Source organism: Paraburkholderia sp. 40, assembly GCF_050434105.1.
Classification (GTDB): domain Bacteria; phylum Pseudomonadota; class Gammaproteobacteria; order Burkholderiales; family Burkholderiaceae; genus Paraburkholderia; species Paraburkholderia tuberum.
Window position 1 is genome coordinate 3,235,141 of record NZ_JBNPVY010000004.1, and the last position, 25,397, is coordinate 3,260,537.

At 64.9% G+C, this 25,397-nt stretch carries 28 protein-coding genes; 21 read left to right on the forward strand and 7 right to left on the reverse strand.

All coding sequences use genetic code 11. From position 1 onward, the window contains the following. Window positions 1-97 precede the first annotated feature (97 nt). The 3 genes from OKW28_RS36940 (at window position 98) to OKW28_RS36950 (ending at window position 2,535) form a co-directional block, all read left to right on the forward strand. Complete coding sequence (locus OKW28_RS36940; RefSeq protein WP_429452768.1) at window positions 98-637, forward strand: DUF302 domain-containing protein; 540 nt, start codon at window positions 98-100, stop codon at window positions 635-637. Between the two features lie 23 nt (window positions 638-660). Continuing rightward, window positions 661-1,659 carry a zinc-dependent alcohol dehydrogenase family protein gene (locus OKW28_RS36945; RefSeq protein WP_429452771.1) on the forward strand — a complete coding sequence of 333 codons (999 nt, stop codon included), beginning with the start codon at window positions 661-663 and terminating at the stop codon, window positions 1,657-1,659. A 90-nt stretch (window positions 1,660-1,749) separates the two neighbouring features. After that, complete coding sequence (locus tag OKW28_RS36950; RefSeq protein ID WP_429452772.1) at window positions 1,750-2,535, forward strand: ParA family protein; 786 nt, start codon at window positions 1,750-1,752, stop codon at window positions 2,533-2,535. Here the strand turns inward: OKW28_RS36950 and OKW28_RS36955 are convergent. Beyond that, window positions 2,444-2,878, reverse strand: a complete 435-nt coding sequence (locus OKW28_RS36955; protein ID WP_429452773.1) for a class I SAM-dependent methyltransferase — start codon at window positions 2,876-2,878, stop codon at window positions 2,444-2,446. The genes OKW28_RS36950 and OKW28_RS36955 overlap by 92 nt on opposite strands. A gap of 90 nt (window positions 2,879-2,968) precedes the next feature. Between OKW28_RS36955 and OKW28_RS36960 the strand changes: the two genes are divergently transcribed. Then, entirely contained in the window at window positions 2,969-3,229 is a 261-nt protein-coding gene (locus OKW28_RS36960; RefSeq protein WP_429452775.1) for a hypothetical protein, read from the forward strand. A gap of 42 nt (window positions 3,230-3,271) precedes the next feature. Here OKW28_RS36960 and OKW28_RS36965 read toward each other — a convergent pair whose 3' ends face one another. The 6 genes from OKW28_RS36965 to OKW28_RS36990 form a co-directional block, all read right to left on the reverse strand. Further along, window positions 3,272-4,423, reverse strand: coding sequence for a Gfo/Idh/MocA family protein (locus tag OKW28_RS36965; protein WP_429452777.1), 1,152 nt, complete (start codon window positions 4,421-4,423; stop codon window positions 3,272-3,274). A gap of 44 nt (window positions 4,424-4,467) precedes the next feature. Next, entirely contained in the window at window positions 4,468-5,517 is a 1,050-nt protein-coding gene (locus tag OKW28_RS36970) for a sugar phosphate isomerase/epimerase family protein (protein WP_429452779.1), read from the reverse strand. A 67-nt stretch (window positions 5,518-5,584) separates the two neighbouring features. Beyond that, a complete protein-coding gene (locus OKW28_RS36975; RefSeq protein WP_018419664.1) occupies window positions 5,585-6,547 on the reverse strand; it encodes a substrate-binding domain-containing protein in 963 nt (320 codons plus the stop codon). Between the two features lie 148 nt (window positions 6,548-6,695). Next, window positions 6,696-7,709: an ABC transporter permease gene (locus OKW28_RS36980; protein ID WP_429452781.1), complete on the reverse strand. Its 1,014-nt coding sequence runs from the start codon at window positions 7,707-7,709 to the stop codon at window positions 6,696-6,698. Continuing rightward, window positions 7,690-9,177: a sugar ABC transporter ATP-binding protein gene (locus OKW28_RS36985; protein ID WP_429452783.1), complete on the reverse strand. Its 1,488-nt coding sequence runs from the start codon at window positions 9,175-9,177 to the stop codon at window positions 7,690-7,692. Before OKW28_RS36985 ends, OKW28_RS36980 begins: the two co-directional genes overlap by 20 nt. 3 nt (window positions 9,178-9,180) lie before the next feature. Further along, complete coding sequence (locus tag OKW28_RS36990) at window positions 9,181-10,269, reverse strand: LacI family DNA-binding transcriptional regulator (RefSeq protein ID WP_429452785.1); 1,089 nt, start codon at window positions 10,267-10,269, stop codon at window positions 9,181-9,183. A 289-nt stretch (window positions 10,270-10,558) separates the two neighbouring features. On the opposite strand from OKW28_RS36990, the gene OKW28_RS36995 reads away from it, so the two are divergent. The 17 genes from OKW28_RS36995 to ureC all read left to right on the forward strand — a co-directional run bounded on the left by OKW28_RS36995 (window position 10,559) and on the right by ureC (window position 25,395). Further along, a complete protein-coding gene (locus OKW28_RS36995) occupies window positions 10,559-11,212 on the forward strand; it encodes a protein-L-isoaspartate O-methyltransferase family protein (RefSeq protein ID WP_429452787.1) in 654 nt (217 codons plus the stop codon). 89 nt (window positions 11,213-11,301) lie between these two features. Further along, window positions 11,302-11,625 carry a rhodanese-like domain-containing protein gene (locus tag OKW28_RS37000; RefSeq protein ID WP_018419659.1) on the forward strand — a complete coding sequence of 108 codons (324 nt, stop codon included), beginning with the start codon at window positions 11,302-11,304 and terminating at the stop codon, window positions 11,623-11,625. Between the two features lie 196 nt (window positions 11,626-11,821). Further along, on the forward strand, window positions 11,822-12,673 hold the full coding sequence (locus tag OKW28_RS37005) for a hypothetical protein (RefSeq protein WP_429452789.1): 852 nt from the start codon (window positions 11,822-11,824) through the stop codon (window positions 12,671-12,673). Window positions 12,674-12,690: 17 nt separating this feature from the next. After that, window positions 12,691-13,041, forward strand: a complete 351-nt coding sequence (locus tag OKW28_RS37010; protein ID WP_429452791.1) for a hypothetical protein — start codon at window positions 12,691-12,693, stop codon at window positions 13,039-13,041. Window positions 13,042-13,161: 120 nt separating this feature from the next. After that, on the forward strand, window positions 13,162-13,671 hold the full coding sequence (locus tag OKW28_RS37015) for an STY0301 family protein (protein WP_429452793.1): 510 nt from the start codon (window positions 13,162-13,164) through the stop codon (window positions 13,669-13,671). Window positions 13,672-14,125: 454 nt separating this feature from the next. Then, complete coding sequence (urtA, locus tag OKW28_RS37020; protein ID WP_429452795.1) at window positions 14,126-15,424, forward strand: urea ABC transporter substrate-binding protein; 1,299 nt, start codon at window positions 14,126-14,128, stop codon at window positions 15,422-15,424. 293 nt (window positions 15,425-15,717) lie between these two features. Continuing rightward, the gene (gene urtB / locus OKW28_RS37025; protein WP_429452796.1) at window positions 15,718-17,352 is read left to right on the forward strand and encodes an urea ABC transporter permease subunit UrtB; all 1,635 of its coding nucleotides are present in this window, start codon (window positions 15,718-15,720) and stop codon (window positions 17,350-17,352) included. Between the two features lies 1 nt (window position 17,353). Beyond that, window positions 17,354-18,553 (forward strand): urea ABC transporter permease subunit UrtC, encoded by a 1,200-nt coding sequence (gene urtC, locus OKW28_RS37030; RefSeq protein WP_429452798.1) that lies wholly within the window; start codon window positions 17,354-17,356, stop codon window positions 18,551-18,553. Then, window positions 18,553-19,416 carry an urea ABC transporter ATP-binding protein UrtD gene (gene urtD / locus OKW28_RS37035; RefSeq protein ID WP_429452800.1) on the forward strand — a complete coding sequence of 288 codons (864 nt, stop codon included), beginning with the start codon at window positions 18,553-18,555 and terminating at the stop codon, window positions 19,414-19,416. The genes urtC and urtD overlap by 1 nt, the downstream gene beginning before the upstream one ends. A gap of 50 nt (window positions 19,417-19,466) precedes the next feature. After that, entirely contained in the window at window positions 19,467-20,159 is a 693-nt protein-coding gene (gene urtE / locus OKW28_RS37040; RefSeq protein WP_429452802.1) for an urea ABC transporter ATP-binding subunit UrtE, read from the forward strand. A gap of 75 nt (window positions 20,160-20,234) precedes the next feature. After that, a complete protein-coding gene (locus OKW28_RS37045) occupies window positions 20,235-20,594 on the forward strand; it encodes a hypothetical protein (protein WP_429452803.1) in 360 nt (119 codons plus the stop codon). Window positions 20,595-20,652: 58 nt separating this feature from the next. Continuing rightward, a complete protein-coding gene (locus tag OKW28_RS37050; RefSeq protein ID WP_018419651.1) occupies window positions 20,653-20,850 on the forward strand; it encodes a hypothetical protein in 198 nt (65 codons plus the stop codon). Window positions 20,851-20,921: 71 nt separating this feature from the next. Then, window positions 20,922-21,791, forward strand: a complete 870-nt coding sequence (locus OKW28_RS37055; RefSeq protein WP_429452805.1) for an urease accessory protein UreD — start codon at window positions 20,922-20,924, stop codon at window positions 21,789-21,791. Window positions 21,792-22,004: 213 nt separating this feature from the next. Further along, window positions 22,005-22,817: a transporter substrate-binding domain-containing protein gene (locus tag OKW28_RS37060; protein ID WP_429452807.1), complete on the forward strand. Its 813-nt coding sequence runs from the start codon at window positions 22,005-22,007 to the stop codon at window positions 22,815-22,817. Window positions 22,818-22,978: 161 nt separating this feature from the next. Next, on the forward strand, window positions 22,979-23,281 hold the full coding sequence (ureA, locus tag OKW28_RS37065) for an urease subunit gamma (protein WP_008923043.1): 303 nt from the start codon (window positions 22,979-22,981) through the stop codon (window positions 23,279-23,281). Window positions 23,282-23,306: 25 nt separating this feature from the next. After that, complete coding sequence (locus tag OKW28_RS37070) at window positions 23,307-23,612, forward strand: urease subunit beta (RefSeq protein ID WP_018419648.1); 306 nt, start codon at window positions 23,307-23,309, stop codon at window positions 23,610-23,612. 76 nt (window positions 23,613-23,688) lie between these two features. Beyond that, window positions 23,689-25,395 carry an urease subunit alpha gene (ureC, locus tag OKW28_RS37075; RefSeq protein WP_429452809.1) on the forward strand — a complete coding sequence of 569 codons (1,707 nt, stop codon included), beginning with the start codon at window positions 23,689-23,691 and terminating at the stop codon, window positions 25,393-25,395. Window positions 25,396-25,397 lie beyond the last annotated feature (2 nt).

The following is a 25,397-nucleotide window of genomic DNA, read 5'->3' on the forward strand; positions in this document are numbered from 1 at the left end:
CGAGCAGCCCATCCGCTTCCATCAGCCTTTCGGTAGAACTTCCCTCACGGCACGTCCGCACGATCGGCCACACCGCGCCAGCGAACGCCTACACTGCATGGATCCGCTTCTCCGTTGGCGCATTGCGCGCACGCGACGCATGCTGCGTCACGGTCAACGCGTTGCCCGTCCGGCAGACCTGATCACGCGAACGCTGCCGGAGCACAACATCCGCACGGGAGGCATGATGGCCACCGCTTCGATCGCAGAGAACGCCAGCGCTGGCATCGTCACCGTTGCAAGCACCCATGCGGGCGACGCGACCGCCGAGCGTCTTCGAACCTTGATTCTGGAGCGAGGGCTGACGGTTTTCGCGTGCATCGATTTCAGCGGTGACGCTGGGCGCGAGGGACTGGCGATGCCGTTCAGCCGGCTCCTGATCTTCGGCAATCCCAAAGCCGGTACACCGTTGATGCAACTCGCGCCGACCGCCGCGCTCGATCTTCCTTTGAAGGTGCTCGTCTGGGAGGACGCGGACGGCCGTGCGTGGCTATCGTTCAACTCGACGGCCTATCTTCGTGAGCGGCATGGTCTGCCGGACGACTTGATGAAGCCGGTGAGCGGTGTGGCCGCCCTCGTCGATGCGGCCGCGCGGTAACGCGTCGAACGAAGAAGACCGCCATGTCCATGCACGCTCTGGTCCTCAGCCAATACAACGGCCCGCTCGAATACACGACGCTGCCCCGCCCGGAACCCGCTGCCGGCCAGGTCCTGGTGCGCGTCGCCGCGAGCGGCCTCAATCCGCTCGACATCAAGATTCGCGTGGGCGAGGCCGCGCACGCGCAACACCCGTTGCCGCTCGTCCTCGGTATCGACCTCGCGGGCACGGTGGAGGCGCTCGGCGATGGCGTCGGCGGGTTCGCTGTCGGCGACAACGTGTATGGCATGACCGGCGGCGTCGGCGGCATCCAGGGGTCACTCGCCGAGTACGCTGCGGTCGATGCCGCCCTGCTCGCCCATGCGCCGCGCAATCTGTCGATGCGCGAGGCCGCCGCGTTGCCGCTCGCGTTCATCACGTCGTATGCGGGTATCGTCGATCGCGCGCATCTGCAAGGCGGAACCAAGGTGCTGGTCCAGGGTGGCGCCGGAGGGGTCGGCCACAGCGCCGTGCAACTGGCGCGCGCGCTCGGCGCCGACGTCCATGCAACCGCGAGCGCACACAATGCCGAGCTGGTGCGGCGGCTCGGCGCGACACCGATCGACTACCGCGCGCAGACGGTCGAACAGTATGTGGCGAGTTTGACCGATGGCGAAGGATTCGATCTGGTCGTCGATACGGTAGGGGGGGCCTCGCTCGACGCGTCGTTCGCCGCGGTCCGGCATTTTGGGCACGTGGTCAGTGCGCTTGGCTGGGGGACGCATGCGCTTGCGCCGCTGTCGTTTCGTGAAGCCAGCTATTCTGGGATCTTCATGCTGTATCCGTTGCTGACCGGTCGATATCGCGCGCACCTCGGCGAGATGATGCGCGAAGCGACGCGGCTCGTGGAAAGCGGCGCGCTCGCGCCCGTGGTCGATCAGACACGGTTCGATTTGCGCAGCGCGGACGAGGCCTATCAGCTCGTTGCCAGTGGGACTGGACGTGTGAAGGTGGTGGTCGACGTGGATACCGCGCAACGCTGAGCCGGTCACGAACGACCCATCGAAATCAGCGCCGTCACCCGACTCAGGTATGCTGGGCCCTTTGTAACCGCTTCCGTTCAAGGGGAGACCATGCGGCGCGTTGTATTCAATCAGAAAGGTGGCGTAGGCAAATCGACCATCGTCTGCAACCTGGCGGCCATCAGCGCGAGCGAAGGGCTGCGCACGCTGGTGATCGACCTCGATGCCCAGGCGAATTCGACCCAGTACCTGCTCGGCGCCCAGGCGAGCGAGGTCAACCCCACCGTCGCAGGCTTCTTCGAAACCGCGCTCGGCTTCAGCTTCAGGCCCGTGGAAGCGACCTCGTTTATCCATCCGACGCGCTTCGAGAATCTCGACGTGATGCCCGCCCATCCCGACCTCGACACGCTGCACGGCAAGCTCGAATCGCGCTACAAGATCTACAAGCTGCGCGACGCGCTGAACGAACTCGACATGTACGACGCGATTTACATCGACACGCCGCCCGCGCTGAACTTCTACACGCGCTCGGCGCTGATCGCCGTCGAGCGTTGCCTGATTCCGTTCGACTGCGACGACTTCTCGCGTCGCGCGCTCTACACGCTGCTCGAAAACGTCAAGGAGATCCAGCAGGATCACAACGACGCGCTGCAGGTGGAAGGCATCGTCATCAACCAGTTCCAGCCTCGCGCGAGCCTGCCGCAGAAGCTCGTCGACGAACTCATCGGCGAAGGCTTGCCGGTGCTGGGGTCGCGCTTGTCATCGTCGGTGAAGATCCGTGAGTCGCATCAGCTGGCGACACCCGTCATTCATCTCGATCCGGGACATAAGCTCGCGCAGGAGTATCGGGCGTTGCATCGGGAGTTGAGCGAGCAAGCCGGAGCGTCGCCTCGCTAACCTGTCGCCTGCGCGCGAGCCCGCGCGCCGCGATCTCTTCATACGACAGCGTCCTCGCGTCGACGACGCTGGCATCGGTCGCGGCACGCACCGGTTCGGCGATCACGTCCACCGCCGTCACATGGATGCCGTGGCGCTGAAGCGCGAGCGCGAGCCACCCTTCTCCGCACCCCAGATCGAGGACCGTGGCCGGATTGCAAGCGAGGACCGCATCGAGCACGGCACGATCGGTGACCAGTCGCCGGCTGTCGATCTCACCCGCGCGCACCGCGTTCGTCCACGGCGACGCGTTGCGCTGCCAGCAAGCGATGATCTTGCCGTCGCTGAGCGGGTCGTGGTTCATCGCGTGTTTTCGTGCTTAGTCCCCAACCGCATACCGTCGGCAAAATTGTTAAAGTAACGCTCTCGTCAATCAGCCGCCGCGGTCCCCATCATGCGCACCACCCGAGCCATCCACGCCGTCGAGCGCCTGAAAACGCGCAGCGGCAACCCGCGCTTCGCCGCGATCAGTCTGTCCGGCGGCCTGTTCTATCTGGTCGATAAATCGAGTGGGGTCGACAAGAAAGTGTCCGACCTGCTGACGCTCGACGACTTCGTCAAGTTCGTCGACGCGTACGGCCCGCAGAAGCCGCGCAAGGCCAGCAAGCTCGATATCGCGTTCGAAGCGCAGATCAAGAAAAGCAAGGGCGGTTGACGCTTCGGCAGCTTCGCCGACCTGGCGTTTTGTTGCAACGCTTCATGCCCCTTCCATCTGCACCCACCGCCCATCCGCCGCACTGCTTTTCAGCACCGCGTCGATAAACCGCAAACCGTCGACGCCATCATCGACCGTCGTCAACAGCAGGCTCTCGGCTGGTGGCGCGCGACCATCGTTCAACGCATCGATCTGCAACGCCGCATCCTGGTACAACTGCGCGAACGCTTCCAGATAGCCTTCCGGATGCCCGGCCGGCACGCGGGTCGCATGCGCGGCAACCTGACTATTCACCCGTGCGCGCGTCAATCGTTCGGCAGCGCCGCCCAACGGCGTGAACCACAAGGCGTTCGGCTCCTCCTGATCGAACGCGAGTCCTGCTTTCGTGCCATACACGCGCAAGCGCAGCGCATTTTCCGCGCCGCACGCCACCTGGCTCGCCCACAACATGCCGCGCGCGCCGTTCGCATAACGCAGCATCGCCTGCACGTGATCGTCGACACGACGCCCCGGTACGAACGTGTGCAACTCGGCCGACAGCGCGCGCGGCATCATCCCCGTCACGAAAGCGGCCAGTTGATACGCGTGCGTGCCGATATCGCCGAGGCACCCGGCCGGCCCCGCCAACGCCGGATCGGTGCGCCAGCCCGCCTGCCTGTTCGCGCCGCCTGTTTCGACCGGCTCGGCGAGCCAGTCCTGCGCATACTCGACCTGCACGACGCGAATCTCGCCCAGTTCGCCACGTTCGACCAGCTCGCGCGCATGCCGCACGAGCGGGTAGCCCGAATAGGTATGCGTCAATGCAAACAGCCGCTTTTTTGACTGCGCGAGCTTTGCGAGCGCCTCACCTTCGGCGAGCGAAACCGCGAGCGGCTTGTCGCAGATAACATGGATGCCGGCTTCGAGAAACGCCGTCGCGACCGGCGCGTGCAGATGATTCGGCGTGACGATCGCGACCGCGTCGATGCCGTCCTCGCGCGCGGCCTCGGCGCGCGCCATCTCGCGCCAACCCGCGTAGCTGCGCGCGATGCCCGCTTCGACGGCGCTCGCCCGCGCCCGCTCGGAATCGGACGACAACGCGCCCGCCACCAGTTCGAAACGATCGTCGAGCCGCGCGGCGATCCGGTGCACGGCGCCGATGAACGCGCCCTGCCCGCCGCCGACCATCCCCAGCCTGAGCCTTCTTCGCTGCATTGTTTGCGCTCCCATGTGTTGCGTCGGCTGTCACCGCCCGGCTGTCAGATGCCGAGCACGCCTTTTAACTGCGCGGTACCGACACCGCTTCCCGCGAAGTCATCGAACGCACGCTCGGCCACGCGGATGATGTGCCGGCGAATGAACTCCGCGCCTTCGCGCGCGCCGTCGTGCGGATGCTTCAATGCGCATTCCCATTCGAGCACGGCCCAGCCCGGAAAATCGAACTGCGCCATCTTCGAGAAGATCGCGCCGAAGTCGATCTGCCCATCGCCGAGCGAGCGAAACCGCCCCGCGCGTTCGACCCAGCCGCTGTACCCGCCGTACACGCCCTGCTTGCCGGTCGGACGAAACTCCGCGTCCTTCACATGAAACGCCTTGATGCGCTCGTGGTAGATATCGATGAACGCGAGATAGTCGAGCTGTTGCAGCACGAAGTGGCTCGGGTCGTACAGGATGTTCGCGCGCGGATGCTGATTGACCGCCGCGAGAAAGCGCTCGAACGTCACGCCGTCGTGCAGGTCTTCGCCCGGATGCAGTTCGTAGCAGACATCGACGCCGGCCGCGTCGAACGCATCGAGAATCGGCGTCCAGCGGCGCGCGAGCTCTTCGAACGCGGCTTCGACGAGACCGGCCGGCCGCTGCGGCCACGGGTACAGATACGGCCACGCGAGCGCGCCCGAAAACGACACGTGCGTGCTCAGGCCCAAACGACGCGACGCCTGCGCCGCGAGCTTCATCTGCGCGATCGCCCATTCGGTGCGCGCCGCCGGATTGCCGCGCACCTGCGGCGCGGCGAAGCCGTCGAACAGCGTGTCGTAAGCCGGATGCACGGCGACCAGTTGCCCTTGCAGATGGGTCGATAGTTCGGTGATCGCGACGCCCGCGTTGTCGACGGTCTCGCGCAGTTCGTCGCAATACGCGTCGCTCGCGGCCGCCTTGTCGAGATCGATCAGGCGCGGGTCGCACGGCACCTGGATGCCCTTGAAGCCGAGACCCGCGGCCCAATCCGCGAGATGCGCGAGGTTGTCGAACGGCACGTCGTCGCCCATGAACTGCGCGAGAAAAATCGCCGGCCCTTTGATGGTTTTCATCGTACGGTTCCTCGAACTTTGCGCGCGGGCCGCGCCCGCGCGTGCTAGACGATGCTCGGCGCGCCGCTCAGAACGGCGAGTCGGGGAAATAGAACTGCTGGGCGTTTTCCTTCGTGATCAGCACCGACGGAATGATCGTGGTGGCCGGCAGCTTGTCGCCCTTCAGCCGCGCTTCGGCCGTCAGCTTGATCGCGTCGTAGATGAATTTCGGCGAGTACGACACGTCGGCCTTGATCATCGGCGCGCCGTCCATCACGTTCTTCACCATGCCCTTCGAGCCCGCGCCGCCGAACACGATCTTGATGTCGTTGCGCTTCGCCTGATCGATCGCCTTCAGCACGCCGACCGCCATGTCGTCGTCGGCGGCCCATACGGCGTCGATGTGCTTGAAGCGCGTCAGGTAGTCCTGCATCACCTTGAACGCGTCGTCGCGATTCCAGTTCGCGTACTTGGCGTCGAGAATCTTGATGTCCGGATAGTTTTTCATCACGCCGGTGAAGGCGGTCCAGCGTTCGTTGTCGAGCGTGGTCGGAATACCGCGCAGCGCGACGACGTTGCCCTTGCCATCAAGTGCCTTCGCCAGGTACTCGGCCGGAATCTTGCCGAACGCGGTGTTGTCGCCGGCCACGTAGGCGTCCTGCGCGCTCGTGTTCGTCAGGCCGCGATCGACCACCGTCACGTACACGCCTTTCTTCTTCACCTGCTCGACCGGCTGTGTCAGCGTCGCCGATTCGTACGGGAAGATCACGAGCGCGTTGATCTTGTTGACCGTCACGAGATCCTGCAACTGGTTCGCCTGCTCGGGCGCGTTGGCGGCCGTTTTCACGATCACTTTCAGATCGGGATGCGCCTTCTCGAGATCCGCCTTCGCCTTGTTCGCCCACCAGACGATGCCGCCGGTGAAGCCGTGATCGGCCGTCGGAATCGCGACGCCCAGCGTGACCTTGTCGTCGGCGCGCGCCGCGCCGCTCGTGCCCAATATCCCCAACGCCAGCACGCCGGCGCCGATCGCTCGAATGACTTGCTTCATGGTGTGTGTCTCCAATCATGAGGCGTTCGCTCGCCCCGATTTTTCGGACCTGCCGTTGGTTTACCGCGCCTGCTTTGCTACGCCTGCTTCGCTGCGATTTGTTCAGCGCGCTTTTTTCACTGCGCTCGCGCCGCCTGGAAGTGCGCGGCTAGCGCCGCCCACGCTGCACGAACGCGACGAAAATAATCACGACGCCCTGCACCGCCGCGTTCAGATACACGCTGATGATGCTGGTCAGGTTCAGGATGTTCGCGATCACCGACAGCAGGATCGCGCCGATCACGGTGCCGATCACGCGCCCCTCGCCGCCCTTGAGCGCGGTGCCGCCGACCACCACCGACGCGATCGCTTCGAGCTCCCACAACAGGCCCGTGGTCGGCGTGGCGGAGCCGAGGCGCGGCACGTAGAGCACGGTGGCCACGCCCACGCAAATCCCCAGCAGCACATAAGTGACGATCTTCACCGTATCGACGCGAATCGCCGCATAACGCGCGACCTGTTCGTTCGAACCGATCGCCTGCACGTGCCGGCCGAACGCGGTGCGATTGAGGATCAGCGCGCCGCCGGCCGCGACCACGAGAAACACCCAGATCGGCACCGGCACGCCGAACAGGCTCGCGTAATAGACGGGACCGTAGAGGTCCGATAGCGAATCATTGAGCGTCAGCGCGCCGCCATCGGCGAGCCATGTCAGTACCGCGCGAAAAATCCCGAGCGTGCCCAGGGTGACGATGAACGGCTCGATGCGCCCTTTGGTGATCAACAGCCCATGCGCGCAGCCGAACAGCGCGCCGAGCACGAACGCTGCGACGATGCCGATCGTCACGATCACGAGCGGCGGCAACGCATGACCGGTAGCACCGGCCGCGAGCCCGTTCATCAGCCAGATCATGACGCCCGCGATCAGCGCGGCCATCGAGCCGACCGACAGATCGATGCCGCCCGAGATGATCACGAAGGTCATGCCGACCGCGATGATGCCGATGAACGACGTGCGCGTGAGCACGTTCATCAGGTTGTCGAGCGTCGCAAAGTCGCGATTGAGCAGCGTGCCGACGATGCACAGCACGATCAGCCCGGCGAGCGGCCCGAGCGTGTAGAGCCGCTGCGCGACGCGCAGCGCGCGCCGTGATTGCACGGCTTCAGTGGGTGCCGGTCGCATGCGCGATCAACTCCTCTTCGGTCAGATGCTCGAGCGTCAGCGTCGCTTGCAGATGTCCCGCGCGCATTACGGCGACGCGATGGCACAAGCCGATCAGCTCGACCAGTTCGGATGAAATGACGATCATCGCGCGGCCCTGCGCGGCGAGACGATGAATCAGGAAGTAGATGTCGCGCTTCGCGCCGACGTCGACGCCGCGCGTCGGCTCGTCGAGCACGATTACGTTCGGGTCGGGCTGCAGGAACTTCGCGAGCGCGAGCTTCTGCTGGTTGCCGCCCGACAGCATGCGCGCGCGGCTCGACAGGTCGCCGGTACGAATGCCGAATTCGCCGACGGCCTTCTGCAAGGCCGCGCGCCCCGCTTTGATGTCGAGCAGCGGATGCGCGTAGCGTTCGAGCGTCATCAGCGTGACGTTGTCCTGCAGGCTCAAGTCGACGTGCAGACCCTTGCCCTTACGGTCCTCGCTCAGATACGTGAGACCGTGGCGCATCGCGTCGCGCGGGTTCTTCAGATCGACTGCCCGGCCGGCGATTTCAATCGTGCCGCCCGTGCGTTTGCGCAAGCCGATGATCGCCTCGAACGCCTCGGTGCGGCCCGCGCCGACGAGGCCCGCGAAGCCGAGCACTTCGCCCGCGCGCACCTCGAAGCTTAGATCCTCGACCCAGTCGGGCACCGTCAGGCCGTTCACACGCAACGCGATCGGCGTGTCGGCGGGCACCGTCTGCTTGTCGGGGAACATGTCGGACACGTCGCGCCCGACCATCAGGTTCGCCATCTGCTGACGCGCGAGCCCCGCGGTTTCACCGCGCGCGACGAAGCGGCCATCGCGCATCACGATCACTTCGTCGGTGATGCGCTCCACTTCATCGAGCTTGTGCGAGATGTAGACGATCGTCACGCCATCGGCCTTGAGCTTCAGCATCAGCGCGAAGAGCCGTTCGGTCTCGGCGGGCGTCAGCGTCGCGGTCGGTTCGTCCATGATCAGGAGACGCGCACGGCGCGACAGCGCCTTCGCGATCTCGACCATCTGCTTTTCCGCGACGATCAGCTCGCGCACCTTCGTGTCCGGCGCGCGCTCGAGCCCGACCTGCGCGAGATAGCGCGCGGCGTCGCTGCGCATCGCGGCATCGTCGACTAACCAGCCGCGGCGCTTCTCGTGACCGAGGTACATGTTCTGCGCGATCGTCAGATGCTCGGCGAGGTTGAACTCCTGGTGGATCAGCACGATGCCCTGCGCCTCGGCGTCGCGTGAGCCGGCGAAGCGCTGCGCGTGGCCATCGACCAGCACGCTGCCTGAAGTTGCCGTTTCATAACCGGCGAGGATTTTCATCAGCGTCGACTTGCCCGCGCCGTTCTCGCCGAGCAGACCGTAGATGCGGCCGGGTGCGAGTTCGAAGCTCACGCCGTGCAGCACGCGCACGGGCCCGAAGTCCTTGCGGATGTCGTCGAAACGGATCGCGAGGCTCATGGCTCACGCACTCCCACGGATCACGAGACGATGCGGCAGCAGCACGCCCGGCACGTTGGCCTGCGGATTCGCGAGGCGTTGCAGCAACAGACGCGCGGCGGTCTCGCCGAGCTCGCGCATTGGCTGCGCGATCGTCGTGAGCGGCGGATCGATCTGCGCGGCGAGCGAGATGTCGTCGAAGCCGGCCACGGCGACGTCGTCGGGCACGCGCTTGCCGACGCTGCGCAAGCCGTGGATCACGCCGATCGCGAGCGTGTCCGACACCGCGAAGATCGCGCTCGGCGCATCGCGCTGCCGCATCAACGCAGCCGCGGCCGACGCACCCGCTTCGTAATCGAGGCTGTTCAGATTCATGCGCCAGCGCGGGTCGGGCGCGATGCCCGCGTCGCTCAAGGCGTCGAGGTAGCCCTGCTGACGCTGGCGCGCATACAGATAGTCGACGTCGGAATTGATCAAGCCGATGCGCCGGTGGCCGCGCGTGAGCAGGTGGCGCACCGCGTCGCCGGCCGCGCGGTAGTTGTCGATGCCGACGTACGGCACGCCCATCTGCGGATCGAACTCGCAGCACGCGACCCACGGCAGCGCCTGCGACGCTTCGCCGAGCGCCTGCTGGATCGTCGCCGGATCGAGGCAGATCGCGCCGTCCGCGCGGCGCCGCCGCAGCATGTCGAAGTAGCTGCGCTCACGCCCCGGGTCCGCGCCGGTGTCGCATAGCAGCATGAAATAGCCGTGCCGACGCGCGACGCTGTCGATGCCGCGCACGATCTCCGCGTAAAACGGATTGCCGAAGTCCGGCACCATCGTCAGCAGCAGGCGGCTTTCGGCGGTGCGCAGATTGCGCGCGAGTTCGTTGACGCGGTAGCTGCTCGCGTCGATCGCGGCGAGCACCCTGTCGCGGGTGGCGGGCCGCACGTTCTCGTGGCCGTTCAGCACGCGCGACACCGTCGCGACCGACACGCCCGCCTGCTCGGCCACGCCAGCGATCGACGGCCCGTCGGCCGCGCGCGGCGAGCGCCTCTGCGGCTGAGGTTGCGGTTGACTGCTCGCGCCTGACACCACGGCCGGCGACGATCGGGACGGCGTTCGGGACACACGACCTCGCAGCAAAAATGTAATCGATTACATTTTGTGGCGATGGCGATGCGAATCGCAAGGACGGATCGCTAGGGATTAACACGGGGGCCGCCCGGCCCGGCGCTTGCCCGCGAGCGGCCGGCGCGAGTCCGCCATTTGGTACAATCCCGCAGTTCCCCTGACGCGGCTTGCGATGCGAATATCTTGCTCCGGAGCCGCGGCCGCCGGCAATCCGTCGGGGCCGGGTCAGGACAAAAGTCTGCGGCAGCCGCCGCCCGCTCGCCAAACCAAAACCGCCGAATCCACCATGAACATCGAGCAAGCGCGTTTCAACATGATCGAACAGCAGATCCGCCCCTGGGAAGTGCTCGACCAGGACGTGCTGAATCTGCTGTCGATCGTCAAACGTGAGAATTTCGTCCCCGCCGCTTACCGCGACCTGGCTTTTGCCGACTTCGAAGTGCCGCTGCCGGCCGGCCAGCACATGCTGGCGCCGCGCGTCGAGGCGCGCGTGCTGCAGGAGCTCGCGGTGAAGAAACACGAAAGCGTGCTGGAAATCGGCGCGGGCTCGGGTTACATGGCGGCGCTGCTCGCGCATCGCGCGCAACACGTGTTGACCGTCGACATCGAACCGGAACTGGCCGAGCTCGCGAAGAGCAACCTGATCGCCAACGGCGTGCTGAACGTCGAAGTCGCGACCGGCGACGCCGCGCGCGGCTGGAGCGGCGCGGCACCGTACGACGTGATCTGCGTGTCGGGCGGTCTGCCGGTGCTGCCGCAGGAAATCCTCGAACAGTTGAAGGTCGGCGGCCGTCTCGCGGCGTTCGTCGGCAGCGCGCCGGTGATGAAGGCGCAAATCATCACGCGCATCGACGAGAAGCAATACCGCATCTCCGACGTGTTCGAAACCTATGTCGAGCCGCTCTCCAACGCGGTGCAGCCGGCGCGGTTCAGGTTCTAAGCGGCTCTCTTTCGCTGCGCTTCGCGCTGTATTGTTGATCTGGACGGGCGGCGAGTAAGCCGCCGTCCCACGAACTGGATGTCTCGCTGATGCAAAACCTGACCGCTCCCGCACTCGCCGAATGGCTCGCCGATACCTCGCGCCCCGCACCCGTGCTGCTCGACGTACGCGAGCCGTGGGAACTGCAAACGGCGTCGATCGCCGGCATCGTGTCGATCCCGATGCGCGAGATTCCCGCGCGCAGCGAAGAACTCGATGACGACGCGCAGATCGTCTGCATCTGCCATCACGGTGCGCGCAGCGCGCAGGTCGCAATGTTCCTCGAATCGCGCGGACACACCAACGTGTTCAATCTGCAAGGCGGGATCGACGCGTGGTCGCGTCAGGTCGATCCGTCGGTTCCGACTTACTGAGATTTACCGCGCGGTAGCGCATTGAAGCGGCGCAAGGGCTGATGGTCCTTGCGCCGTTTGTCTTTGGTGCTGCGCACGCTCGCTAGAGCAGCCAAAAATTTTGGGCCGTCGCCCATGTACGGACAACCTGTCGCACGGTGATTATCTGATCGCTGCCGATCCGGGCAGCGACTTCATATAGATCGTCGACATACCTATGTCCTTGTCCGTGTTTGAGATGCACTCCGTGGAGCTGCGCTGTCAGAGGCCCTTGGGTGTTTGTTATGTAATCTGTGACGAGTGGTATTTCAAGGCGTGCCTGAGGAAGGCCGCCGACCTCGAGAGGGCCAAAGCAGATACTGGGGAATTTCTCGGTATCGCCGGACTGAACCATAGCGAGTGGGAACGGGACCAGGATCTGATCAAAAGCATTGGGCGGCGTCTGTCCCTACCGTTTCAAGCTTTCCGAGACCGTGACCCTGACACCGATGGCTGGTGGGTCACCAATGCGCTTCTCGCAGAGGTGCGGCGGGGAGGCCTGCTTGCCGTCAAAGGCCGTCGTGCTGACCTGTTTCCGCAAACCCATAGCACGCCGCTGAGGAATTTTGCGGTGAGGGCAGCCGATCTCCCGAACGACAGACTCATGCGGTCCGGCCCGTACGATCAGGTCACGCGGCAAGTCCGGTTGTTCGCCGCACCCGCCGCCGCGTCTGGTCGCAGCAGCGACGGCAGTCTGCTCGATTTCGCTGTCGCCGTGATCGGTGCGCGAGCCGGCGATGGAGACGCATCGACGCTGCCTGGTGACGCGCAGCCGTTCGAATACCAGTCGGGTATCGCTGATGTTGACTCATTCGACATTGCCAAAACTCCAAACGAGGGCGAGCCGGGAACGTGGTACACGAATCCGGGCAGTGGGCAGATGCGGCTATTCGGAGATGATGGGAAACCTGTTGTAGACCTGGATTTCGACCATTTTCACAATGGCATGAAACCGCACCCACATAACTGGAATGGCAGCGCGCGAGACGGTGGGGGCTTGGTTGTACCCTTCAGTCCTTGGAACCCCTGATTGATGGATGACCCAAGATGAAAATCATTGAACAGTACGTATCATTTCACGACTGGTACCTGCTCGGTATAGCAGCGGACATGGACAAGGAGGTTGTCGAACTTCGTCTGATGTTCGATAACAAGAAAGACCGAGTACGGCTGTTGTTCAGCGGGGCCACCCGATGTTGGGCCAACGACTTTCTGATACAGAACATCGTCTACTCAATCAAGGTGCTAACCGATTTCAGTTCGGATGAGTACCGGAAGGCACTAGCCTCGCTGGACAAAGCTTACTCGTGGGGTAAAGGGAAGCCGTTGAAAAACATTGCGGTTCTTGAGGCCACACTAGGCGCTGAATTACTTATAGAGTTTGATTCCTTGAAGTAGAACCCGAATCATCGGTTTAGGATACTGGCACGATAGCAATGCCCCATCCACTGTATGACCTGCGACAGACTTGATGATGCCAGGATTCACTATTCCCTAAGCCGCCAATGACCTGATAGCGTGCTGGTTTTAGTAACCGTCGTCGGACAGCGCATCGAAATTGACGTGTTCGGCGATGGGCACATGGAAGTGTCTGGTTTTACCGGGCATGAAGATATCGAGGATGGCGCGGAATTGATCGAGTCACTGGATCTCGTTCTCACCAATCAGGCTTGCGCAACAGAACTGGCGTGCTTGCCATCAATTTCAGTCAATGAGTCATTGAGTCAGCCGATATCCGAGGAATGGACTCCCCAGATGGATATGTCGCCTCGCTTTTTGCAGGGGATAACATTCTTCGATGCCGATCCCAAAAGGAACGCAAGCATCGCCCCGACTAGCGACACAGCATTGCCGGCCCACGAGCGAATAGCCCGCTGGCGTTTTCGATCAAGCGGCGTCCCGATCTGGCTCGGGTGTCGATACGAAGGCACTGGCATCGTGCTTACAAGGCAACTATCCGCTTCCTATAAAGAATGCCGGCTTGTCTATGGCCGCGGTGGAATCGTCAAGCAGATTAGCTGCGACTAGCAAGTCCCCTGAAGGCTGACATATCGGATGGGCTGTCGGGGGCGCGTTCTGTCGTGTCGGCTCTCCCTGTTCGGCATCGGCGGTCTTTCAGTCCACCCAAACCCCACGTCATGCACAAAGACGCGGCGTACCGATGCCGCCCATGCACCGCCAATGCCCAGCGCGCGCCAGCGGCGCTTCGCTGGCGGCGAACTGCGCTTCGTCGCGGCGCGACACGCACCCGAACGAGGCGCGGCGCGCGCGACTGCACCACTTTCGCGCCGCGGCATCGATGGCTCGACGCGCCGCCCTCGCGCCGATAGCCGCGCCGCAACGGGCATCGCACGCGCATCGCATCGAATGTGTCACATGGCATGTGCCTTGCAGTAGACGATCGGCTAGTCGTGCGAGCTCAGCCAGGTTGGCTGAAATCGACGCTCATAAACAGTGACCATCAATGGCAAGGGGATAGCACATGAAACGTCGCAGTCTGTTGAAGTTCGGCTCCATGTCCGGCGCGCTCGCGCTCGCCGGCCGCGTGCCGTTCGCGCACGCGCAGTCCGATAGCGGCCCGATCAAGGTGGGCATCCTGCATTCGCTGTCCGGCACGATGGCGATCTCCGAAACGTCGCTGAAAGACACCGCGTTGATGACGATCGCCGACATCAACAAGAACGGCGGCGTGATGGGCCGTCAGATCCAGCCGGTGGTCGTCGACCCGGCGTCGAACTGGCCGCTGTTCGCCGAGAAGGCGCGCCAGCTTCTGACGCAGGACAAGTGCGCGGTCGTGTTCGGCTGCTGGACCTCGGTGTCGCGCAAGTCGGTGCTGCCGGTGTTCGAGGAACTGAACGGCCTGCTGTTCTATCCGGTGCAGTATGAAGGCGAGGAAATGTCGCGCAACGTGTTCTATACGGGCGCCGCGCCGAACCAGCAGGCGATTCCCGCGACCGAATACCTGATGAGCGCCGAAGGCGGCGGCGCGAAGCGCTTCTTCCTGCTCGGCACCGACTATGTGTATCCGCGCACGACCAACAAGATTCTGCGCGCGTTCCTCAAATCGAAAGGCGTGCAGGAAGCCGACATTCAGGAGGTCTATACACCGTTCGGCCACAGCGACTATCAGACCATCGTCGCGAACATCAAGACCTTCTCGCAAGGCGGCAAGACCGCCGTGATCTCGACCGTGAACGGCGACTCGAACGTGCCGTTCTACAAGGAGCTCGGCAACCAGGGGCTGAAGGCGTCGGATGTGCCGGTCGTCGCGTTCTCGGTCGGCGAAGAGGAGCTGCGCGGCATCGATACGAAGCCGCTCGTCGGCAATCTCGCGGCCTGGAACTACTTCATGTCGTTGCGCAATCCGTCCAACGAGAAGTTCAAGAAGCAATGGGCCACGTGGGTCAAGGACAACAACCTGGCGGGCGGCACGAAGCGCGTGACCAACGATCCGATGGAAGCGACCTTCGTCGGCATTCATATGTGGAAGCAGGCGGTCGAGAAAGCAAAGAGCACCGAGGTCGACAAGGTGCGCGTCGCGATGGTCGGCCAGACTTTCGCCGCACCGTCGGGCTTCACGCTGGAGATGGACGGCAACCACCATCTGCACAAGCCGGTGATGATCGGCGAGGTACGCGCGGATGGCCAGTTCAACGTCGTGTGGCGCACCAAGGGACCGATTCGCGCGCAACCGTGGAGCCCGTTCATCGCCGGCAATGCTGGCAAGCCGGATGTGGTCAGCTCGATTCCGGCGTTCCTGCGGCGCTCGCGCGTCGCATGACGTGTCGGCGTGAGCCTCGTCGCGGCTCGCGGCGGCGATGGGGCGCGCTGGTCACCGCGCGTGTATCGCCGCTTCGGTCGCGACGCGCGACCTGCGTGCCGACGCGCGCGCGGCTCGCGCGTGACCCAGACGCCCTGCGCTTCGCGCCGCCGCCGCGCGTTCGCTGCGTCGCGCGGCGTGACCGCGCACGCCAATGCGCGGCAACGTCCCGCTGAAGCGGCGGCGCGACGTCTGACGCGACGCCCTCGCGCGCTCGAGCGGCTCATCGATTCAACCCAGTGCAAAAGGCCATCATGGCGTTTTCATTTCCGACTTCCGTACGACGACGCGGCGCGACGCTCCTGCTGCCGCTCGCGGTCCTTCTCGCCGCCGCGCCCGGCGCTGCATTCGCGCTGACCCAGGCCGACGTCGCGCCGCTCGCGGGCGACGACTTCGAGGCGAAGTCCGCCGCGATCGACAAGCTGATCTCGACGCACGATGCCGCGTCGCTCGCGGTGCTCAAGGCGCTCGCCGACGACAACGCGCTCGCCACCGACGCAGGCGCGGTACTGCTGCAGGACGGCGACGCCACCCGCGATGCCGTCACCGGCCAGCCCGTCGCCACGAGCGACGCGCAACCGGTCACGCTGAACAACCTGCTGCGCTCCAAAGTGGCGGGCGCGCTGTCAGGTCTGCAACTCGCCTCGCCCGATCGGGCGATACGCGCAGCCGCCGTCGATGCGCTGCTGCACAACCCCGATCCGTCGATCAAGCCGCTCGTCGACGCGGCGCGCGCAAAAGAAACCGATCCCGCTCTGAAGAAACGTCTCGACACGCTGTGGGCGATGAGCGCATTGCACGACCCGGATCCGGCCAAGCGCCTCGAAGCGGTGCAACTGGTCGCCGCGCGCCACGACCTCGAAATGAACGAACTGCTGCGCCCGCTGGTCGCGAAGAAAGCCGACGGCACGTTTGCCGAAGCCGACGAACGCGTGCGCGCGGCAGCGCAAAGCGGCATCGATGAGCTCGATGCGATCCAGCGCCGCAGCCAGATCGCGGGCACGCTGTTCGCGGGGCTGTCGCTCGGCAGCGTGCTGCTGCTCGCCGCGCTCGGCCTCGCCATCACGTACGGCCTGATCGGCGTGATCAACATGGCGCACGGCGAATTCCTGATGATCGGCGCGTACGCGACCTACGTCGTGCAGAACCTCGTTCAGCGTTTCGCGCCTAACGCGTTCGACTGGTATCCGCTGCTTGCGATACCGGCCGCGTTCGTCGCGGCGGCGCTGGTCGGTATCGTGCTCGAACGGCTCGTGCTGAAGCACCTGTACGGCCGCCCGCTCGAAACGCTGCTGACCACCTTCGGCGTGAGCCTGATCCTGATTCAGGCCACCCGCATGCTGTTCGGCGCGCAGAACGTCCAGGTCGTCAATCCGTCGTGGATGAGCGGCGGCGTGACCGTGCTGCCGAATCTGATCCTGCCGTACAACCGGCTCGCGATTCTCGCGTTCTCGCTGATCGTCGTCGCGATCGCGTGGGCCGTGCTCACGCGCACGCGGCTGGGTCTGTTCGTGCGTGCGGTCACGCAGAACCGTCGCATGGCCGCGTGCGTCGGCGTGAAGACCGCGCGCGTCGATTCGTATGCGTTCGCGTTCGGCGCGGGCATCGCGGGGCTCGGCGGCTGCGCGCTGTCGCAGATCGGCAATGTCGGGCCGGACCTCGGCCAGAGCTACATCATCGATTCGTTCATGGCGGTCGTGCTCGGCGGCGTCGGCCAGCTCGCGGGCACCGTGCTCGGCGGCTTCGGGCTGGGACTCGTCAGCAAGGCGATCGAACCGTTCTGGGGCGCGGTGCTCGCGAAGATCGCGGTGCTCGTGCTGATCGTGCTGTTCATCCAGAAGCGTCCGCAGGGCATGTTCGCCTTGAAGGGCCGTAGCGCGGAGGCATGAGATGACATCGGCTACTTCATCGGCAGACCCCGCTTCCGCTTCGTCGTCGCGCGCCAGTGCCGCTGGCGCCGACGGCGCGCGCGAGTCCAACACCGGCTTCGCGCTCGGCCTGCCACCGCGGCCCGCGCTGTTGTCGCGTCGCGCGTGGCTCGCGCTGATCGCGCTGATCATCGTGTTCGGCCTCGGCGTGCCGTTCGCCGCGCTGGTGATTCCGGAGACGAGCGCCTTTCATCTGTCCGCGTATGCGATGACGCTGACCGGCAAGTTCATGTGCTATGCGATCGCCGCGCTCGCACTCGATCTGGTGTGGGGCTACTGCGGCATCCTGAGTTTGGGTCACGCTTTGTTCTTCGCGCTCGGCGGCTACGCGATCGGCATGTACCTGATGCGCGCGATCGGCCACGACGGCAAGTACGGCAGCGATCTGCCCGACTTCATGGTGTTTCTCGACTGGCACCAGTTGCCGTGGTACTGGCATGGCACGCAACATCTCGGCTACGCGCTCTTGCTGGTCGTGCTGGTACCCGCCGTGGTCGCGTGGGTGTTCGGCTTCTTCACGTTCCGCTCGCGCGTGAAGGGTGTCTATCTGTCGATCATCACGCAGGCCATGACCTTCGCCGCGATGCTGCTGTTCTATCGCAACGAGACGGGCTTCGGCGGCAATAACGGCTTCACCGACTTCAAGCGCATCGGCGGTTTTCCGATCACGCATCAGGGCACGCGCGCCGCATTGCTGCTCATTACGTTCGCGGTGCTGATCGCCGCGTTCATCGGCGCGCGCGCGATCGTCACGTCGAAGCTCGGCCGCGTGGTGACCGCGGTGCGCGACGGCGAAACGCGGCTGATGTTCCTCGGCTACAGCCCGCTGGCGTACAAGCTGTTCGTGTGGACCGTGTCGGCGGTGCTGTGCGGCATCGCGGGCGCGTTGTACGTGCCGCAGGTCGGCATCATCAATCCGGGCGAGATGTCGCCGGGCAACTCGATCGAAATGGCGATCTGGGTGGCGGTCGGCGGACGCGGCACGCTGATCGGCCCCATCATCGGCGCGTTCGCCGTGAACGGTGCGAAGAGCTTCTTCACGGCGAACTTCCCCGAATACTGGCTGTTCTTTCTCGGCCTGATCTTCGTGCTGGTGCCGCTGCTGCTGCCGAACGGCATCATGGGGCTCGCCGATCTGCTGACGCGTAAAAGGAACCGCTGATGAACGAAAACCCGATGGTTCCCGATCTGGATTTACCCGAAGCACCACCGGAACGCTCGCTGAGCGGCGTCGCGAGCATGGGACACGCGGTCGTGCCCGGCGAGATCGACATATCGCACGGCACGATCCTCTACCTCGAGGACGTAACGGTCAGCTTCGACGGCTTTCGCGCGCTGAACGCGCTGTCGCTCGCGATCGACGCGGGCGAACTGCGCTGCATCATCGGCCCGAACGGCGCTGGCAAGACGACGATGATGGACGTGATCACGGGCAAGACCGCGCCCGATCACGGCAAGGTGTTTCTCGGCCAGTCGATCGATCTCACGCGCATGAACGAACCGGCGATCGCGCGCGCCGGCATCGGCCGCAAGTTCCAGAAGCCGACCGTGTTCGAGCAGCATCCGGTGTGGGAAAACCTCGAACTCGCAATGAAGACCGACAAGGGCTGGTGGGCGTCGCTGCGCGCGCGGCTCGATAGCGACGCGCAGGCCCGCATCGAGGAAACGCTCGCGCTGATCGGGCTGGAAAGCGAAGCGCGAAGGCTCGCCGGCGAGCTATCGCACGGCCAGAAGCAGCGCCTCGAAATCGGCATGCTGCTGATGCAGCAACCGGCGCTGCTGCTGCTCGACGAACCCGCAGCCGGCATGACCGACGACGAAACGATGCAACTCGCCGAATTGCTCAACCACCTGCGTGGCACCTGCTCGATGATGGTCGTCGAGCACGACATGGAGTTTGTCGCGGCGCTCGCGGGCGACACAGGCAAGGTGACGGTGATGGCCGAAGGCCGCGTGCTCGCGCACGGCACGCTCGACGAAGTCAAGCGCGACGAGACGGTGATCGAGTCTTATCTAGGCCGCTGATTGCTGCTGAAAGCGGCACCGCATCGTCAACCCGACAGGACGACTGAACAATGCTCGAAGTAGACCGACTGAACCAATACTACGGCGGCAGCCATATTCTGCGCGACGTGAAGCTCACGGTGCCCGACGCCAAGCTGACGGTGCTGCTCGGGCGCAACGGCGTCGGCAAAACCACGCTGCTGCGCTGCCTGATGGGCGTCGTGCCCGCGAAAAGCGGCGCGATCGCATGGCGCGGCGAACAGTTGATGAAACTGCCGACCCATGCCCGCGTTGCCCAGGGGCTCGCCTACGTACCGCAGGGCCGCGATATCTTTCCGCGCCTCACCGTCGAGGAAAATCTGCTGGTCGGCGCCGCGAGCAGAAAGGCGCCGAAGAAAATCCCCGAGCGCATCTACGAGCTTTTCCCGGTACTGAAGGACATGCGCAACCGGCGCGGCGGCGATCTCTCCGGCGGTCAGCAGCAACAGCTCGCGATCGGCCGCGCGCTGATGAGCGAGCCGCAACTGCTGATCCTCGATGAGCCGACCGAGGGCATCCAGCCGTCGATCATTCAGGACATCGGCCGCACGCTGCGGCAGCTCGTCGAGGACATGGGCATGACGGTGCTGCTGGTCGAGCAGTACTACGACTTCGCCAAAGCGATCGCCGATCGTTACTGGGTGATGAGTCGCGGCGAGATCGTCGCGGGCGGCGAGGGGGCGAACATGGATGCGGATGGGGTAAGAGGGTTGATTGCCGTGTAAGCGAGCTCAAGTTATCCGCCGCGCAACCGTTACACAGGCTAGGCAACGCCGCAACGGTTCGACGAGGTGGACACTATGGACGACAACAAGCAGGTCAGACGCGAGTTTTACAGAAACCCAGCCTCCTATTGCAGGGTGATGAACGTCGTGTCGGCGGTCACTTTTGGTCTATTCGAAGTGGACAGCGGCGGTACGGTCGGCATGCTGTCGGTGCGCTGGGAGAAGCTCGGCAACGAACTCGCGCCCCAGCTGCACGCGTATTACGACAGCTGGCACGTGCTCGCGTCGTTCCCCGACGTTCTCGCGAGAATGGCCGGGACGACCGGGCCGTCGTGTTCGCCGGAAGCTTTCTGTCAGCTGTTGCTCGACTGCGGATTCATGAATCGCGCGGAACGGGGCGTGGACGATCACGCCGAGCCGACACTCGTACGCTAGACGCCGCCGCGATACGGCCTGGGTCGGCGACACAAAATCGATATAGAGGGAGAAAGGCATGTCCGTGACGGTTCACGTCGAATATCAGTATTGCCAACATGGCAAGAAAGCAATCCAGACAGGCAGCGACTCGTTGACCGTCCAGGAAAACACCCCCCGCGCGATCCTTGCGTTGCTGCGACTGTTGCATCCGCAGTGGGAGGGCATCAAGGTGCTGTCGGTGACCGAGGCCTCGCCCGAGGGGGCCGCATCGTAGCCGCTGCCGCGGCTTCCGCGCTTCGACACGCGTGCTATCCTCGTCGCACGCCGATTCCCCCATCCATCCGCATGTCGCTTCACGAAAATCACGCCACGCTCGCCGCCGCGCACACGCCGTGGCGCGCGCGACTCGAACTCGGCTTCGTCGGCGGCGACGCTCGCACGACGCTCGCGCACCGGCTGCACGACGGACCGCTGCGCGTGCAACGGCCGCTCTATCCGGAAGGCCCGGCGATCTGTCACGCGGTGATCGTGCATCCGCCCGGCGGCGTCGCGGGTGGCGATCAGCTCGACATCGACATCACGCTCGCCGCGCACACGCACGCGGTGCTGACGACGCCGGGCGCAACCAAGTGGTACAAGTCGAACGGCCGCGCGGCGCGGCAGCGCATCGCGCTGCGTGTCGGTGAGCACGCGAAGCTCGACTGGCTGCCGCAGAACAACATCGTGTTCGATCACGCGAACGCGCATCTCGATTTTTCGCTGACGCTCGCCGACGGCGCGAGCGCACTCGGCTGGGACGCGACCCAGCTCGGACGCCAGGCGGCCGGCGAACGCTGGTCGGCGGGTAGCTTGCGCGCGGTGTCGCGCATCGTCGGCGCGAATGGCGAGCTGCTGTGGTTCGAACGCGCGAGCCTCACCGCCGACGATCCGCTGCGCGACGCGCCGCAGGGGCTCGCCGGCTTTCCGGCCTACGGCACGCTGTGGGCCGTAGGCGCCGCTTGCGACGACGCGCTCGCCGAATCGCTGAGCGCGCAACTGCCGTTCGACGACACGTTGCGAGCAGCCGCCTCGTGCGTGACGAACGGCGTGCTGCTCGTGCGCGCGGTGTCGCGCTCGATGGAAACGCTGCAGCACGCGCTCACGCGCTGTTGGCTGCAATTGCGGCCGGTCGTGCATGGTGTCGCGGCGGTGCCGTTGCGGATCTGGTCGACCTGAGAGCGCGGCTTCCCGCTTTCGTCTTCATCACGCTCTTTGCGCACCAAGGCGGCGCACGCGCACGCCCCAACCATGTGCGCGAACTGGCGTCGCACGCCGCCCCGCCACGCCACAGGGGGGATGGCACACAGCTTGCGTTGCACTCGCCACTTCGCGGCCGGCCACGATGAAGCCAGCGAGGACCCGACACCGACACCACCACTGCTCACGCCCATGACCCGCACTCTCTCCCGCTCCGCGCGCCGCGCCCTGCTGGCCGCATTGCTCGCCCTGCCCATCGTCGCCGATCTCGCGTTTCATGCGGGCTCCGCGCACGCCGACACGCTCGACGACATCGCCAAGGCCGGCGTGCTGAAGGTCGCCGTGCCCGAGGACTATCCGCCGTTCGGCTCGGTCGGCCTCGACATGAAGCCGCAGGGCTATGACATCGACACGGCCGCGCTGCTCGCCAAAGCGATGAACGTGAAGCTCGAACTCGTGCCGGTCAACAGCGCGAACCGCATTCCGTATCTGCAAACGGGCAAGGTCGACCTCGTGATCTCGTCGCTCGGCAAAACGCCGGAGCGCGAGAAGGTGATCGACTTTTCGAACGCGTACGCGCCGTACTACCAGGGCGTGTTCGGTCCCGCCGACATCAAGGTGAGCGGTCCCGCCGATCTCACCGGCAAGACCGTCGGCGCGACGCGCGGCGCGCTCGAGGAAATCGGTCTCACGCAGATGGCGCCGAACGCGACGATCAAGCGGTTCGAGGACAACAACGCGACGATCGCCGCGTTCCTGTCCGGCCAGGTGCAGCTGATCGCGGCCGGCAACATCGTCGCGGCCGCGATCCTCGCGAAGAATCCGCCGCGCCGTCCGGAGCCGAAGTTCGTGATCAAGAACTCGCCGTGCTTCGTCGGCATGAACAAGAACGAGCCGCGCCTGCAACAGAAGGTCGATGCCGCGATCGCCCAGGCCAAACACGACGGCACGCTCGGTGCGATGTCGAAGAAGTGGTTCGGCGCACCGCTCCCCGCCGATCTGTAATTTTGCAGACGCGGTGGCATGCGCGGTCGCAAACGTAGTTGTAAGCGCGCCGTTAGCCGGACTTGATACCGTGACCGGATGATCGCGCGACGCCAGGCCCCCGTCACCGCGACGCGACCACGACGCCGCCACGACACATCAAACGCCGAGACCCACACCCGATGAAGCTGACACCTCGCGAGAAGGACAAGCTGCTGATCTTCACCGCCGCGCTGCTCGCCGAACGGCGCCGCGCGCGCGGCCTCAAGCTGAACTATCCGGAGGCGGTCGCCTTCATCACCGCCGCGCTGATGGAAGCCGCGCGCGACGGCAAGAGCGTCGCCGAGGTGATGCACTATGGCACCACGCTGCTCACGCGCGCCGACGTGATGGAGGGCGTGCCCGAGATGATCCCCGACATCCAGGTCGAAGCGACGTTTCCCGACGGCACCAAGCTTGTCACCGTCCATCACCCGATTCCCTGAACTCCTCTTCGTCAAGGCAGGCCCCATGATTCCCGGCGAACTCCTCATCGACGACGGCGAGCACGAACTGAACGCGGGCCGCGCGACGGTCACGGTGGTCGTGTCGAATACCGGCGACCGTCCCGTGCAGATCGGCTCGCATTATCATTTCTACGAGGTGAACGACGCGCTGTCGTTCGATCGCGAAGCGGCGCGCGGCTTTCGCCTGAACATCGCGGCGGGCACCGCGGTGCGCTTCGAGCCCGGTCAGGAGCGCACGGTCGAACTCGTCGCGCTGGCCGGCGAGCGCATCGTCTACGGCTTCAACGGCAAGGTGATGGGCAAGCTGTGATGCGCTGCCCGCGCCCTGGCGTTTCGACCGCCCTGCTCCGCCTTGCCTTGCCTGTCGCTCATTTCGGACCCACACCATGACACTACGCATTGGCCGCCGCGCGTACGCGGAGATGTTCGGCCCCACCACCGGCGATCGCGTGCGCCTCGCCGACACCGAACTGCTGATCGAGATCGAGCGCGACTTCACGACCTACGGCGAAGAGGTCAAGTTCGGCGGCGGCAAGGTGATTCGCGACGGCATGGGCCAGTCGCAGCGTGTGCATGCCGAGGTCGTCGATACCGTCGTGACGAACGCGGTGATCCTCGATCACTGGGGCATCGTGAAGGCCGACATCGGCATCAAGGACGGCCGCATCGCGGCGATCGGCAAGGCTGGCAATCCCGACATCCAGCCGAATGTGACGATCGCGATTGGAGCCTCCACCGAAGTGATCGCGGGCGAAGGGCTGATCGTGACCGCGGGCGGCATCGATACGCACATCCACTTCATCAGCCCGCAGCAGATCGAGGAAGCGCTCGCGAGCGGCGTGACGACGATGCTCGGCGGCGGCACCGGCCCCGCGACCGGCACGAATGCGACCACCTGCACGCCGGGGCCGTGGCATCTCGAACGCATGCTGCAAGCGGCCGACGGCTATCCGATGAACCTCGGCTTTCTCGGCAAGGGCAACGTGAGCCAACCGGCCCCGCTGACCGAACAGATCGCCGCGGGCGCGATCGGCCTGAAGCTGCACGAGGACTGGGGCACGACGCCCGCGGCGATCGACAACTGCCTTGGCGTCGCCGACGATACCGACACGCAGGTCGCGATCCACACCGATACGCTAAACGAAGCGGGCTTCGTCGAAGCGACCGTCGCCGCGTTCAAGGGCCGCACGATCCACACGTATCACACCGAAGGCGCGGGCGGCGGCCACGCCCCGGACATCATCAAGGTGTGCGGCGAAGCGAACGTGCTGCCGTCGTCGACGAATCCGACGCGGCCCTACACGGTCAACACGCTCGACGAGCATCTCGACATGCTGATGGTGTGCCATCACCTCGATCCGTCGATTGCCGAAGACATCGCGTTCGCCGAATCGCGGATTCGCCGCGAGACGATCGCCGCCGAGGACATCCTGCACGATCTCGGCGCGCTGTCGATGCTTTCTTCGGATTCGCAGGCGATGGGCCGCGTCGGCGAAGTGATCATCCGCACGTGGCAGACCGCGCACAAGATGAAGGTGCAACGCGGCGCGCTGCCCGAGGACAACGCGCGCCACGACAATTTCCGCGCGAAACGCTATGTCGCGAAGTACACGATCAATCCGGCGATCACGCACGGCATCGCGCATGAAGTTGGTTCGATCGAACCGGGCAAGTGGGCCGACCTCGTGTTCTGGGAGCCGGCGTTCTTTGGCATCAAGCCGTCGCTGATCCTGAAGGGCGGCATGATCGCGATGGCGCAGATGGGCGATCCGAATGCATCGATTCCGACGCCGCAGCCCGTGCACTATCGCGAGATGTTCGCGACGCGCGGTGGAGCGCTGGGCCGCACGTCGCTGACCTTCGTGTCGCAACTCGCCGCCGATGCGAATGTGGCCGAACGCTATGGTTTGCACAAGCGCATCGTCGCCGTGAAGAACTGCCGCAACGTGACGAAGGCCGACATGATTCATAACGCGTGGCGCCCGAACATCAGCGTCGATCCGGAAACCTACCAGGTGATCGCCGACGGCCAGTTGCTGACCTGCGATCCGGCCACCGTGCTGCCGATGGCGCAACGCTATTTCCTGTTCTGATC

Coding starts and splice junctions, on each gene's coding strand:
- OKW28_RS37070 (WP_018419648.1), top strand. CDS start 23,307: ATGATTCCCGGCGAACTCCTCATCGACGACGGCGAGCACGAACTGAAC.
- OKW28_RS37055 (WP_429452805.1), top strand. CDS start 20,922: ATGTCGCTTCACGAAAATCACGCCACGCTCGCCGCCGCGCACACGCCG.
- urtC (WP_429452798.1), top strand. CDS start 17,354: ATGACATCGGCTACTTCATCGGCAGACCCCGCTTCCGCTTCGTCGTCG.
- OKW28_RS37005 (WP_429452789.1), top strand. CDS start 11,822: ATGTCCTTGTCCGTGTTTGAGATGCACTCCGTGGAGCTGCGCTGTCAG.
- OKW28_RS36975 (WP_018419664.1), bottom strand. CDS start 6,547: ATGAAGCAAGTCATTCGAGCGATCGGCGCCGGCGTGCTGGCGTTGGGG.
- OKW28_RS37045 (WP_429452803.1), top strand. CDS start 20,235: ATGGACGACAACAAGCAGGTCAGACGCGAGTTTTACAGAAACCCAGCC.
- OKW28_RS36965 (WP_429452777.1), bottom strand. CDS start 4,423: ATGCAGCGAAGAAGGCTCAGGCTGGGGATGGTCGGCGGCGGGCAGGGC.
- OKW28_RS36980 (WP_429452781.1), bottom strand. CDS start 7,709: ATGCGACCGGCACCCACTGAAGCCGTGCAATCACGGCGCGCGCTGCGC.
- OKW28_RS36940 (WP_429452768.1), top strand. CDS start 98: ATGGATCCGCTTCTCCGTTGGCGCATTGCGCGCACGCGACGCATGCTG.
- OKW28_RS37010 (WP_429452791.1), top strand. CDS start 12,691: ATGAAAATCATTGAACAGTACGTATCATTTCACGACTGGTACCTGCTC.
- ureC (WP_429452809.1), top strand. CDS start 23,689: ATGACACTACGCATTGGCCGCCGCGCGTACGCGGAGATGTTCGGCCCC.
- urtB (WP_429452796.1), top strand. CDS start 15,718: ATGGCGTTTTCATTTCCGACTTCCGTACGACGACGCGGCGCGACGCTC.
- OKW28_RS36955 (WP_429452773.1), bottom strand. CDS start 2,878: ATGAACCACGACCCGCTCAGCGACGGCAAGATCATCGCTTGCTGGCAG.
- OKW28_RS36945 (WP_429452771.1), top strand. CDS start 661: ATGTCCATGCACGCTCTGGTCCTCAGCCAATACAACGGCCCGCTCGAA.
- OKW28_RS36970 (WP_429452779.1), bottom strand. CDS start 5,517: ATGAAAACCATCAAAGGGCCGGCGATTTTTCTCGCGCAGTTCATGGGC.
- OKW28_RS36985 (WP_429452783.1), bottom strand. CDS start 9,177: ATGAGCCTCGCGATCCGTTTCGACGACATCCGCAAGGACTTCGGGCCC.
- urtE (WP_429452802.1), top strand. CDS start 19,467: ATGCTCGAAGTAGACCGACTGAACCAATACTACGGCGGCAGCCATATT.
- OKW28_RS37060 (WP_429452807.1), top strand. CDS start 22,005: ATGACCCGCACTCTCTCCCGCTCCGCGCGCCGCGCCCTGCTGGCCGCA.
- urtD (WP_429452800.1), top strand. CDS start 18,553: ATGAACGAAAACCCGATGGTTCCCGATCTGGATTTACCCGAAGCACCA.
- ureA (WP_008923043.1), top strand. CDS start 22,979: ATGAAGCTGACACCTCGCGAGAAGGACAAGCTGCTGATCTTCACCGCC.
- OKW28_RS36995 (WP_429452787.1), top strand. CDS start 10,559: ATGAACATCGAGCAAGCGCGTTTCAACATGATCGAACAGCAGATCCGC.
- OKW28_RS36950 (WP_429452772.1), top strand. CDS start 1,750: ATGCGGCGCGTTGTATTCAATCAGAAAGGTGGCGTAGGCAAATCGACC.
- OKW28_RS36960 (WP_429452775.1), top strand. CDS start 2,969: ATGCGCACCACCCGAGCCATCCACGCCGTCGAGCGCCTGAAAACGCGC.
- OKW28_RS37050 (WP_018419651.1), top strand. CDS start 20,653: ATGTCCGTGACGGTTCACGTCGAATATCAGTATTGCCAACATGGCAAG.
- OKW28_RS37000 (WP_018419659.1), top strand. CDS start 11,302: ATGCAAAACCTGACCGCTCCCGCACTCGCCGAATGGCTCGCCGATACC.
- urtA (WP_429452795.1), top strand. CDS start 14,126: ATGAAACGTCGCAGTCTGTTGAAGTTCGGCTCCATGTCCGGCGCGCTC.